Annotated in this window: 11 protein-coding genes; 9 read left to right on the forward strand and 2 right to left on the reverse strand. The window is 34.2% G+C overall.

Annotated elements, in window-relative coordinates:
- The first annotated feature begins 41 nt into the window (after positions 1-41).
- From AB674_RS13050 to AB674_RS13080, 7 genes are all read left to right on the forward strand, one after another.
- On the forward strand, positions 42-983 hold the full coding sequence (locus AB674_RS13050; RefSeq protein ID WP_047777251.1) for an alpha/beta hydrolase: 942 nt from the start codon (positions 42-44) through the stop codon (positions 981-983).
- A 12-nt stretch (positions 984-995) separates the two neighbouring features.
- Positions 996-1,961, forward strand: a complete 966-nt coding sequence (locus AB674_RS13055) for a DUF4861 family protein (protein WP_047777253.1) — start codon at positions 996-998, stop codon at positions 1,959-1,961.
- A gap of 4 nt (positions 1,962-1,965) precedes the next feature.
- Positions 1,966-3,189 carry a glycoside hydrolase family 105 protein gene (locus AB674_RS13060; protein ID WP_047777256.1) on the forward strand — a complete coding sequence of 408 codons (1,224 nt, stop codon included), beginning with the start codon at positions 1,966-1,968 and terminating at the stop codon, positions 3,187-3,189.
- A gap of 22 nt (positions 3,190-3,211) precedes the next feature.
- Positions 3,212-4,429, forward strand: a complete 1,218-nt coding sequence (locus AB674_RS13065; RefSeq protein WP_047777257.1) for a glycoside hydrolase family 105 protein — start codon at positions 3,212-3,214, stop codon at positions 4,427-4,429.
- Between the two features lie 68 nt (positions 4,430-4,497).
- Positions 4,498-6,507 (forward strand): pectate lyase, encoded by a 2,010-nt coding sequence (gene pelA, locus AB674_RS13070; RefSeq protein ID WP_047777258.1) that lies wholly within the window; start codon positions 4,498-4,500, stop codon positions 6,505-6,507.
- A 27-nt stretch (positions 6,508-6,534) separates the two neighbouring features.
- Positions 6,535-7,884, forward strand: a complete 1,350-nt coding sequence (locus tag AB674_RS13075; protein WP_047777260.1) for a glycoside hydrolase family 28 protein — start codon at positions 6,535-6,537, stop codon at positions 7,882-7,884.
- Positions 7,885-8,044: 160 nt separating this feature from the next.
- Positions 8,045-8,788, forward strand: a complete 744-nt coding sequence (locus tag AB674_RS13080) for a rhamnogalacturonan acetylesterase (protein WP_047777263.1) — start codon at positions 8,045-8,047, stop codon at positions 8,786-8,788.
- Positions 8,789-8,824: 36 nt separating this feature from the next.
- Here the strand turns inward: AB674_RS13080 and AB674_RS13085 are convergent, their stop codons facing one another.
- Both AB674_RS13085 and AB674_RS21890 read right to left on the reverse strand, forming a co-directional pair.
- Positions 8,825-9,844, reverse strand: a complete 1,020-nt coding sequence (locus tag AB674_RS13085; RefSeq protein WP_047777265.1) for a helix-turn-helix domain-containing protein — start codon at positions 9,842-9,844, stop codon at positions 8,825-8,827.
- Between the two features lie 18 nt (positions 9,845-9,862).
- On the reverse strand, positions 9,863-10,843 hold the full coding sequence (locus AB674_RS21890) for a helix-turn-helix transcriptional regulator (protein ID WP_053004259.1): 981 nt from the start codon (positions 10,841-10,843) through the stop codon (positions 9,863-9,865).
- A 436-nt stretch (positions 10,844-11,279) separates the two neighbouring features.
- Here AB674_RS21890 and AB674_RS13095 point away from each other — a divergent pair, with 436 nt between their 5' ends.
- Together AB674_RS13095 and AB674_RS13100 are read left to right on the forward strand one after the other, a co-directional pair.
- Positions 11,280-11,822, forward strand: a complete 543-nt coding sequence (locus AB674_RS13095; protein WP_131701544.1) for a YcxB family protein — start codon at positions 11,280-11,282, stop codon at positions 11,820-11,822.
- 14 nt (positions 11,823-11,836) lie between these two features.
- Positions 11,837-12,379 carry a hypothetical protein gene (locus AB674_RS13100; protein WP_131701545.1) on the forward strand — a complete coding sequence of 181 codons (543 nt, stop codon included), beginning with the start codon at positions 11,837-11,839 and terminating at the stop codon, positions 12,377-12,379.
- The last annotated feature ends 645 nt before the right edge of the window (positions 12,380-13,024 follow it).

A 13,024-nucleotide genomic window follows, 5' to 3' on the forward strand; every position in this document is an offset into this window, starting at 1 on the left:
GATAAACAGTAAGCTTCTAATGCTGTTTTAAATCAAAAGCAATGAAAAAAATACTGTTACTAGTTTTTGCTTTATCCGTAAACCATAGTCAATCGCAGACGGCTTACAGTATCGATACAACCTATACAATAAAAAGCACCTACGCCAAGCTGATTAAAAAATACCCTTTTATAAAGATCGCCGAAGCAAAGAAGGATGAAAATGTGGACCAGATTTACGATATAGTTTATAATAAGCAAAAAGAGAGAGCATTACATTTAGATTCTTTTGTAAATTCGAAGAAGGAAAAGAGAAATCCTGTTGTAATTTTAATTCATGGTGGAGGCTGGAAGTCAGGGAATAAAAATCAGATGTGGGTTCTCGCACAGGAAATAGCCTCAAGAGGATATGCTTGTTTTGCCGTTGAGTACCGATTATCACCTGAAGCGAAATATCCACAAGCGATATATGATGTGAAAAACGCCATAAAGTTTATAAAAGATAATGCGAAAAGATTTCATGCAGATCCAAACAAAATTGCGATTTTGGGCTGCTCTTCGGGCGGACAAATGGCAGCTTTGATTGGTACAACAAATGAAGATCTGGCTTTTGAAGATACAAACAATACAAGTAAAACATCCTCAAAAGTAAACGCGATTATTGATATAGACGGAATTTTGGCTTTTAAACATCCGGAATCAAATGAGGGAGAAATGGCTGCTTTTTGGTTGAATGGGACTTATGAAGAAAACCCGGAAAACTGGAACAAAGCTTCAGCTTTGAATCACGCTAACAAAAATACACCACCAATACTTTTTATAAACAGTAGTTTCGAAAGATTTCATGCCGGAAGAGACGATATGATTGCCATTTTAAACCAGAATACCATTTACAGTGAGGTTAAAACAATAGCAAACACACCGCATTCTTTTTGGTTTTTTGAGCCGTGGTTGCAGGAAACAGTTGCGTATACAACACAATTTTTAGATAAAATTTTTAAATAATTCAGGAATAAAATGAAAGCAAGAATTCAAATAGCGACTTTATTTTTATTAGGTTTTACAGCAGCCAATGCGCAGCAATACGATATAAAAAAGAACAAAACGTACGCCGAAATATCCGCAAAAACAGATGGTAAATGGGAAGCACGCAAATACATTGGAGGAACTACTTTTAACAATGTTGACCGACTAAAACTGGCTCCGGAGCATACCGATCATTCCTTTGACATTCGCTACGAAGGTCCGGGATGGGAGAACAACAGAATTGGATACCGCTTGTATTTAGACTGGAGAAATGCGATTGATATTTTCGGAAAGAAAACAACTGAGAATATATTGCCAAAAGTAGGACAGGACAATTTTGATTCCTATCACGAAATGAGTGATTGGGGAGCAGATATCCTCAAAGCCGGAAAAGGAATCGGAATTGGATCCATAGATCGTTATTTAAACAAAGAAAAATTACACTTCCACGAAGTCGATTCAACAATCGCCTATGTAACAAATAAAGCCAACGAATCGGTAGTAAAAATTGATTATTTCGGATGGAAAACTGCTTCAGACAAAATTAACTTTATATCGGAATTAACCATAAAACCGGACCAACTTTACACACAACATGCTTTTAAAGCTTCATCAGCAATTCAGGGAATTTGTACCGGAATCGTGAAACAAAAAAACACCGAATTGCTTAAAAAAGAAAGCAAGAATAAAAAGTGGGCCTATTTAGCAACTTATGGTCAGCAATCTTTGGTGCCGGACAAACTGGGAATGGCTCTTTTCTACGAAGTTAGCACTATTGAAAATACCGTTGATACCGATTTAGATTATTTGTTAGTATTCAAACCCACTACCAAATGGACTTCATTCTATCTGTTAGGTGCTTGGGAACAAGAAGTAAACGGTATTAAAACAAAAGAAGAATTTGTAAAATATCTGGACGAAAGATTAGAAGTACTGAACAAAAAAGGTAAAATGTAATGATATGATAAAAGCTGTTTTTAAAAAGGTCAATTTTATAAAAGTTGTTATTGTTTTCCTGTTGATTTTTGGCAGTAAAATCAAAGCACAAGGTCAGAATGATTCCGATAAAACGATTATCTCTGATCAGTTAAAATGGTCGGAAAGAACAGCGCTAACTGTTTTAAGAAACTATCCAAATGCTTGGCAGCTTGATGGCAATGACAAACCGAAGTGGGATTATAAAATGGGTTTTGTATTGTCCGGTTTTGAAAAATTATTTCAAAAGACAAACGACAAAAAATATCTGAACTACATAAAAGACTATGTCGATGAAAGGATTGACAGTAGCGGAAGTATTAAAAAGTACGATGTCAAAGAATACAACATCGATTATTTAAGTCCGGCAAAACTGCTGTTTAATTTATATGAGGTTACAAAAGATTCCCGTTATTTAAAACTGTTGGGTCAATTTCGAAATCAATTAGAAAGTCAACCCAGAACAGCAAGCGGAGGATTTTGGCACAAACAAATCTACCCCAACCAAATGTGGATTGATGGTTTGTATATGGCCGAACCCTTCTACGTACAATTTACCATGAAGTATGAAAAAGGGAAAAGTCTAGATGATATTGCGAAACAATTTGAGTTGGTACAAAATCACATAATAGACAAACAAACAGGTTTAGTATATCAGGCTTGGGATGAAAGTAAGGAAATTGGTTGGGCCAATAAGCTAACCGGAACATCGCCAACAATCTGGGGACGTGGTATTGGCTGGTACATGCTGGCTTTGACAGAAACACTGGATTATTTTCCAAAATCACATCCAAAGTATAAAGTTTTGGTTGCCTATCTCAATCAAATAGCCAAAAATGCAAACGAGTATAAAAGTCCCGAAGGTTTGTGGTGTCAGGTAGCAGATAAACCGCAATTATTTGGGAATTACGTAGAACCATCTGCTTCTGCAATGCTTATTTATGCTTTTGCAAAAGGAGCAAACAGAGGATATTTAGCTTCAAGCTACAAGCGAACGGCTCAAAAATCATTTGACAGTTTTATAAAAGAGTTTGTAAAAGTGAATAAAGCGGGTGAAGTAAACATTCTCAATGTTTCTTCAAATGTTGGTTTGGGAGGAAAACCTTTCCGCGATGGTACAAACGAGTATTACCTTACTGCAAAGACAAAAGAAAATGGAGCAATAGGTATCGGAGCCTTTTTATTAAGTGCGATTGAATTAGATAAATAGTAGAATTAAAACAATTTTTAAAATGATAAATAACAAAAAGAATATACTTGTATCAGTACTATTAATTTGTGTGATGGTTTTTACAAACAGCAAACTGATCGCGCAGGAACAGGTAAACAAGGATATCGTTATTGCTAAAAATCTAAAATGGTCAGACAAAATGACGTTGACCTTAATGAAACGGCATCCTGAGGCTTATATGATCGATGATTCAAAAACACCAAAATGGGATTATGTTCACGGATTAGTTTTACATGGAATCGAAGAATTGTATAAAAAAAATCCGGACCCAAGATACAAGGCTTATGTAAGAGGTTATGTGGATGCATTGATTCAGGAAGATGGTACAATTAAGACTTACGAATTAGATAAATACAATATTGATTTGGTTGTACCCGGTCGTTTGCTTTTTGATGTTTATGCCACTACAAAAGAAGAAAAGTATTTAAAAGCATTACAGCTCTTGCGCAAGCAGCTAAGCGAGCAACCGCGCACCAAAAGCGGCGGTTTCTGGCACAAGCAAATATATCCAAACCAAATGTGGCTAGACGGTTTGTATATGGGAGAACCATTTTATGCGCAATACACGGTTACCTTCGAGAACGGAAAAAATCTCGATGATGTGGCCAAACAATTTGAACAAATTCAACTGCATGCAACAGATCCAAAAACAGGTTTGTTATATCATGGTTGGGATGAAAGCAAAGAAATGCCATGGGCGAATAAAGAAACGGGGAATTCCCCAAATTTCTGGTCCAGAGCATTGGGATGGTATGCCATGGCACTTGTCGATGTATTGGATTATTTCCCAAAAGAACATCCAAAGCAAAAAGAATTGGTAAAATATTTAAATGCCGTTTCTGCAAGTTTAGCGAAATATCAGGATCAATCCGGTTTATGGTATCAGGTAACCGACAAAGGAGGAAAGGAAGGCAATTATTTAGAAGCCTCAGGATCTTCTATGTTTGCTTATGCTTTTGCCAAAGGCGCCAACAAAGGATACCTACCCGAAAAATATAAAAAACTAGCCAACAAAGCCTTTGATGGTCTGACTCAACAATTAATTAAAACAGATGCCGATGGCGGAATTACACTTACTCAAGCCTGTCAGGTAGCCGGTCTAGGAGGAAAACCCTATCGTGACGGTTCATATGAGTATTATGTAAACGAGAAAAAAAAGGATAATGACCCAAAAGCAACCGGCCCCTTTATTCTGGCAGCCCTGGAATTAAACAGATAAAATATTAAATTGTTCTAAACCCGACAGGTTTTCAAATCTGTCGGGTTTAAGTACGTAACAAATTAAAAATGATACTCCAAAAAAAAATAGTACTACTGGTTTTATTAGTCACAGGTTTTGTAGCAAATGCCCAAAACACCTATAAAAACTGGTCAGATATTATTCGTAAAAATGACGCTGTCTGGTTTGCATCTGCTGAAGCCCAAAAAATAGCAGAAAATGTGTTGTTGTATCAAAGAGATATTGGCGGATGGCCCAAGAACATACAAATGCAGGAAACACTAACGCCTCAGCAAAAAAAAGATTTAATTGCACTTAAAAAAACAGCATTAGAAACCACAACAGATAACGGAGCCACCTGCCTCGAAATGCTTTTTATGTCTAAAATGTATGCTGAGGTCAAAGACCAACGATACAAAGAATCTTTTTTAAAAGGAATCAATTATTTGCTTGAAGCACAATACGCAAATGGAGGATGGCCGCAATTTTATCCGTTAAAAAAAGGATATTACACCCATATCACCTACAATGATGATTCGATGGTTAATATTCTGAATGTTCTAAAACAAATTAGTGAAAGAACAGATTTCTACAGCATTAAACCATCAAATGAAATAGTTGAAAAAACTAAAAAAGCATTCAATACAGGTATAGATTGTATCCTAAAAACACAATACAGACAAAACGGAGTATTAACCACCTGGTGCGCACAGTATGATGAAATAACGTTGACTCCGGCAAAAGCAAGAGCCTATGAACTTCCGTCTTTAAGCGGAAAAGAATCAGCTAAAATTACCTTGTTATTAATGTCAATAGAGAATCCTTCTGCGGAAATTAGTACTGCTGTAAAAAGTGCCCAAGCATGGTTTGAAAAAACTAAAATTACCAATCTCGAAGAAAAACGAGTACTAAATAATGACGGAAAAATCATTGAGAAGAAAATGATCGTTACGTCAAAAGGAGCACCAATTTGGGCAAGATTTATGGAATTGGATACAAATGAACCTTTCTTTTGTGATCGTGACGGAATTAAAAAGAAGTCTTTAGATCAAATCGGCTCCGAGCGCCGAAATGGTTATGCCTGGTATACAGATGAGCCCAAAGAAGTTCTTAAAAAATATGCCGGATGGGCAGCAAAAAATGGAGTAAAAATGGAGACAGTTGCAACTCCTTCAAAAAATAAAGAACATTATTTTACGGTGGCTCAGGACGGAACGGGAGATTTTATTAAAATTCAGGAAGCAGTAAATGCCTGTCCGTCCTTCCCGTATGAAAAAGTAACTCTCTTTATAAAAAACGGAATTTATACCGAAAAAGTGAGAATCCCGGAATGGAACACCCACTTAACTTTAATAGGCGAAAGTAAAGAAAATACGATCATCACATTTGACGACAATTTCGCAAAGATAAATTTAGGACGAAACAGTACTTTTTACACCTACACCGTTTTGGTTGAAGGGGATGATTTTTCGGCATTCAATTTAACCATTAAAAATACTTCGGGAGACAATGGTCAGGCGATTGCGTTGTCTGTTGTGGCCAATCGTGTTCAGATTTCGAATTGTTTGATACTTGGAAATCAGGATACTTTATACCTGTCGGGGGAAAATGCCAAACAGTATTTTAAGGATTGTTATATTGAAGGAACAACCGATTTTATTTTTGGAAATGCAACAACTTTATTTGAAAATTGTACAATCCATAGCATCAAAGATTCTTTTATTACCGCCGCTTCAACTCCAGAAGGGACGGCCTTTGGTTTTGTTTTCAAAAACTGCAGACTAACCGCTGATCCTGTAGCAACGGCAGTTTATCTGGGAAGACCATGGAGAATTTATGCAAAAACAGTATTTATAAATTGTGATATAGGGAACCATATAAGACCCGAAGGCTGGCAAAACTGGTCTAAACCCGAAGCAGAAAAAAAAGCCTTTTATGCCGAGTACAATTGCAAGGGAGAAGGATATCAACCCCAAAAAAGAGTGCTGTGGTCGCATCAGCTTTCCAAAAAAGAAGCAGAAAAATATACAATAGAAAATATACTTCAGGACACAGTACCAAACTGGTTTTCAAACTAAATCCGGTTTTCATAAAAGTAAATACAAATGAATTTTAAATACCTCCTTATTTTATTAATTTCTTGCAGTTCTTTCGCTCAGAAAGCGGAATTTCCAACTGCAGAAGTAGATGCTATTGTAAACCGAATTCAATTACCGGTTTTTCCTTCCTTCCAAATTAATATTTTGGAATTAGGAGCAAAAGGGGATTCTGTTACCAATACAAAATTGGCTTTTGATAAAGCCATGGCATTGTGCAAAAAGAATAAGGGAGGAACCATAATTGTACCTAAAGGAATCTATAAACTAAATGGACCGATTCACTTTGTCAGTAATGTCAATCTTAGACTTGAAAAAGGGGCAAAGATTAAATTTAGTGATAACCCGAAAGACTATTTGCCAATGGTTTTGACAAGCTGGGAAGGAACAATGCTTTACAATTACAGTCCGTTAATCTATGCTTATGAATGTACTAATATTGCGATAACGGGCGAAGGAACGATAGACGGAGAAGGAGGGAAGGTCTGGAAAAGTTTTAAAGCCAAAGAAACGGAAGGGAAAAACAGAAGTCGTGAAATGAATCACAATGCAGTTGCATTAAAAGACAGAAAGTTTGGAGAAGGTTTTTTCCTGAGGCCACAAATGATTCAGTTTTTTAATTGTAAAAATATTTTGGTAGAAAACATTCATATCGAAAATGCACCATTTTGGTGTTTGCATCTGTTAAAATCAGAAAGTATTACCGTTCGTGGAGTCCATTATAAATCGTTGAATTACAATAATGACGGAATCGATCCGGAGTACGCAAAAGATGTTCTAATTGAAAATGTAACTTTTGATAACGGAGACGATAACATCGCCATTAAAGCAGGAAGAGATCATGAAGGAAGAGCCAATTCGGCTACTCCAAGTGAGAACATAGTAATCAGAAATTGTAATTTTAAAGGACTTCACGGAGTTGTTCTGGGAAGCGAAATGTCAGCCGGAATCCAGAATGTTTATGTAGAGAATTGCAAAGCAGTTGGCTATTTAAAAAGAGGAATTTACATAAAAACCAATGCAGATCGAGGTGGTTTCATTAAGAATATCCATGTCAGAAATATCCAACTGGATGAGGTAGAAGATTGTTTGTATATAACAGCAAATTACCATGGAGAAGGAAAAGGTTTCCAGTCGGATATATCAAATATACATTTTTCTGCGATCACCTGTAATAAAGCAACAGAATCGGGTATAGTCATTCAGGGATTTCCCGAGAAGAAGATTCGAAATGTGTTTCTAAACAATATCGAAATAAAAGAAGCAAAAAATGCCCTATCTAACGAAAATGCAGAAAATGTGATCATGAGTGATGTTTTTATTGGTAAAAGAGCGACGGTTCCCTCCGCTGCGAAATGAGTTTTTTTGGGGTTCAAAGGTGCAAAGTTACAGAGGTTCTCAGTATTAAAGCTTAGAAAATACTTTGCGACTCTGCGTCTTTGCGAGAAAAAAATAACACCACTTTTGTAAACGCTTAACACACCTTGGCTTTGCGGTAAAACTCTAATTTTTAAATAAAATGAACTATTATCTATCCCTCATATTCTTAATTTCCATGAGTTGTCTGGCACAAAAAACGACAGTTTATTGTATTGGTGATTCTACCATGGCCAATAAAAAAGATCCCGAAAAAAATCCCGAACACGGTTGGGCGCAGGTTTTACAACCCTTTTTTAAAGACAATATTCTTGTAGAAAACAAAGCAGTAAATGGCCGAAGTACAAAGAGTTTTATCGCCGAAAAACGTTGGGATTCTATCTATAAAAAACTTAAAACTGGAGACTATGTTTTTATAGAATTTGGCCATAATGATGAGAAAACGGGAGATTCTGCCCGATACACCAATCCACATACCGCATACCGATATAATTTAATCCGATTTGTAAAGGAAAGCAGAGAAAAGGGAGCTGTCCCTGTACTGCTAAGTTCAATTGCCAGGCGAAATTTTAACGAGCAAGGTGTATTGCTTCCGACTCACGGTGATTATCCATTAGAAACGCGACTGGTTGCACAGGAATATAAAGTACCGTTTATAGATTTAGAATATTACACCGAATTATTAGAACAATCTTACGGAGTAGAAAAATCAAAATTACTTCATTTGCATTTTAAAGCCGGAGAAGTACCTTATTATAGAGAAGAGAAAAACGATGATACTCATCTTTCCTTATTGGGAGCAACGGAAATTGCTAAAATTGTGATCAATCAAATAAAACTTTTGGATGATCCTTCTCTGGTTAAACTCCAAAAAAGTATTAGATAACAAGTTGTATTTTTATCGTAGTACTCGTTTTAGAGTTTAACTGGCATATCTTCTGTTATTTGTTTGGTAAGTCTTTCTTACAAAATCTTCTGAAGGCTTTCTGTGATGAAAAGTATAATATTTGGATCGGAAATGATTGAGTCTGGTGTAATTTAATTCATACACAATCTCTGTCAATGTATTATAATTCCCACTTTTTAAAAGATCATTCGCCAGTATCATTTTTTTTTTAAGAAAGAGATTTTTAGGGGAATTATTGAATTGTTTTTTGAATAGTATTTTATATTTGGAGGGAGACATACCGGCCATTTTAGATAAAAAACTTACGGTAGGAAACGAATTGGTCAGATTATCCAAAAAATAGTTTTTTGTTTTTGCAACCGCTTCCAGTTCAATTCTGGTTGCTTCACTTTGTACTGCTGATGAATTTTCGCATCGAATTATAAAATTACCCAGTAGTTTTAATGAAATACCTTTTAAAAAAGAGTCAAATGAAAGATCAGAAATTGATTTATCCTTAATTGATTTCAGTAATAAATTGCTATTGCTGTCAATAGTATCAAAAAAGTGATGGGAGTTTCCCATAGCTTCATTTTTTCGTTTGGTATATTCTTCAATCGTATCTGCTCTTAAGTATTCATTTAGTACTTTTTTGTCAACTAGTAGTTGTAATACTACTGTTCGTTTATTGATTAAAGGTCTGAAAGTGCTTTCTATCTTGTTGTTTGAAATAGTAAAACTCGGATTTTCAAAAGAATCGATTTGATACTCTACAGCATCAATTTCTATTGAATTGGGAGAATCACTTAAATCGAAGTGAAAAATATATAAATCATTTTCTGATTTTAATCGATTTACTTCAATTGGTTCGGTTAAAACAAAATCAATAAACAATGCAGAAATCCCCGGAGTTATTTGGGTGAAGTAGGAATGCCCCTCACCAAGTGCTTCCGGTATAACAATTATTTTTCCATCAATAAGTTCAGCGCTTATTTCTTGAGCTAACGCTTGATGCCATTCGGGTGTCAGGTTATATGAAAGAGCTATTTTTTTCATTAGTGGCGACATTTAAGATTATAATTGTTTAATATAATTCTTTGGTGAAACTCCAAAATGCTCCTTAAATTTTGAAGAGAAATAGGAGTTATTACTAAAATGAAGTTTATCTGAAACTTGAGAGATTGACAATTGTCTGCTTTCAAGAAGTTCTTTTGCCAGAAGGAGCTTATTATTCAGAAAGAAGGAGTTTGGTGTTAAGCCGGTTACTTTTTTAAATAAATTTTTGAATTTTGATTCAGACATTTTTGCATTTTTTGCCATCACCGCAATAGTAGGAAAAGCACCTTCAATATTTTCAGTTAGAAACATCTGAATGGCTATTATTTTTTTAAGATCTGTTTCTTTAACAGTTTGAATAACAAACTTGTCAAGTGCTATTTTTTTTATATAACTAGACATTAAAAGATGCACCGTAGCCCTAAGATTTAGATCAAAAACTGGTCCACCGGCATTTAGTTTGCGCAAGTCATTTAATATATGATAACTTTCATCAGCAATCCTGTCAATTCTGATAATCGTATTTTTTTCGGGATCGATAAGCTTTTGTAAATCGGGAAAAAAAAGAGTATTGTTTTTAACAAATGTATTAAGGACGTTCTTTTTTATAAATATGCAAAGGGCATAAGTATTACTTCCTGACTTGACGTGAAAATCAGTTAGAAGTGAGCCGTCAATTACAGCCAAATTATATTTCCATCGTCCTATATCGAAGATTGTATTATTGGTTTCTAAACTGGCGTCACCTTCAGTAAGATCATAGTACAATGCAATAAAATCATTTCTTGAGTTTTTTTGAGTAAAGAGTACGTCTTGATGGTATTTTACATTGACATAATAGGCTACAATTCCTTCTTCACATTCAAGGAAATAACGGATTCCAGTGTGGATATCCTCAGGAACATTTATAAAGTTACCCTCTACTTTTCCTCCAAATTGTTCTGTTAAATGTTGTACCCAACTTAAGTCAGCACTATAAGAGTGTTCAATTGTTTTCATGTGGTATTTCTATTGTTTTACAAAAAATATTTTTTACTCCTAACTCGTAAGCAAAAGAATTCATTATTTATTTAAAATCTTTTCTTCTCCGACACCTTCGCCATTTCTAATATAATTGTCTGTCACAAAACATTCTATTATTTAAAATATAATTATGGTATGTATTTATATTTTATCATACGCAAAGTTCTTTAATAAAAAGTTAAGATGTTTTAATGTATTTATTAGTGTTGCATTTTAATTGATAAGTGTTTTGTTTGTGGTTTTTAGTGCTGATTTACAGCGTTTTACGTTTAAATAATTAAAGTCTTATTCTGATATTTATATGTCGTAAGGAGGTAATTTGAAACTTGTTCTCGCCTCTAATTTTGCATACTGTTTTAATGAAATACTTAATCAGAAAATATAAAATGTACTAATTAGTAATGTCAAGAATATGAATACGTCTAAAATTTCTATAGAGTTTGAACTAAATGTAACTGAAATACAAAAACTGAATAAGATGTATTTTAAACGTTTATACAAAGAAAGGGTTACGGTTCTTTTTACCATCGCTTTAGTAGGTTTCATCTTTTTTGATTTTTTTAATTTGAAAAGTGATGATGATGTTTTAAAATGGTATTTAAGAAGTTCAGTGCTGATGGTGTCGTTTTTTGTATTTCATTATGCATTTGTAAATACCATCTGCAAAGTCATTTTTAAGCTAATGAGAAAATTAGAGGGGTATACTAATTTCATAGGGAAGTACCGACTCAATTTTACTAATTCAAACATCCGCGTAAATTCTCCGATAGGTGCTTTTGTCCATAAATGGAGCCAAATTGAAAAAGCAGTCTTGACCAAAGATTTCTTTTTTTTATATGTGAAAGATACTGATCAGCACATTATATCTATTTCAAATAGATGCAAGAATGGTAGAAATCTGAGTGATTTAATTGCCTTTGTTGAGAATAATGTGACTGAAATTATGAAAATTTAAAATTTTGAATAGGAGTGTTTTATGTTTTAAAACGAGATGTAGTTAGTGATAATAATAGAATAAAAATATTTAGTCTCCGGGCTAAAGTTAATACAAGGAAATCAATGGAAAAGAGAACTGTTTTGGTCTGTGATACCAATAAAGTATTTGTGAAAATGTTTAAAAAGAAATTGCGTCAGGAATTTGAGTTTGTTGATCATTCTCTTTTGACAGAAGATGCAATCAAAGATGAGAATTTTGATGGTTTAATATTTGTAGTGTATAACAAAATTGAACTGGTCAATTTATTAAAAGTATATAAAAGAGAAACAAATGTTTTAGTCTGCGTTTTTAATGAGCAATTATTTGCAAGAACAGCCTTTCTTGAAGAATTCAGTGGTGTAGTGCTTTTGGATGGTTCAAAAACGGGTATTGATCTGATGGCAGATTTAAGATACAACTTTAAAAAGGCTTTAAATTTTAAACAACGACTAATAGAATCTTTTTTGGATTCAGCTGTAGTAGAAAACCAATTGCACATTTTTTTTAAAAATTGGATTGCTTTTTCTGGCTCGTAATTGGTTTGTTTAAGAATACGAAGGCATTTTAAAAACCAAGATATGTGATAGTATTCTTGGTTTATTTTTTTCTTGGAAATTTACAGCTACTTTAAATTTCAAATTCCAAATTCCAAATTCCAAATCCCAAGCTAAAAAGTCAATTAGAAAGAGTTAATTAGTGTAATTCGTGGCGAACTATTTTGCGCCACGAATTGCACCAATTTGCACGAATTTTTTTTTGCCTGAGATTAAAAAGAATAGCACAGATTATCTAATCCTTTTAATCCTTTAATCTGTGGCTTTTTTTCGCTTGTAGCTCTACGAGGTTTTGCGACACTTTATCAAAGGGACAAACGTTTTAAAAAAAGTAATAACCCATTAAATAGACTAGACTCCAGGTTAATCATTGTATGAGGAGGTATTTCTATATCGCTTTTCTGTAATTTTTGAAGATAACAACTAATAAGACTATCCTGAAATCGGTGGAAAATGGTAAGAATTAACCGAAATAGATGGCGTGAGAGAGAAAATTTTAAAAAAAACTGCAACAAATTTAGAGCTTATTTTTTATGTAATTGATTGATAATTAAGAGCAAGTATTGCAGGTTAATTTAATATTAAGCGGTCCGGTAAAAACTGGCATAATTTTAACATTAAACTTGC

It is taken from the genome of Flavobacterium sp. ABG (genome assembly GCF_001027725.1).
GTDB classification, from domain to species: domain Bacteria; phylum Bacteroidota; class Bacteroidia; order Flavobacteriales; family Flavobacteriaceae; genus Flavobacterium; species Flavobacterium cupriresistens.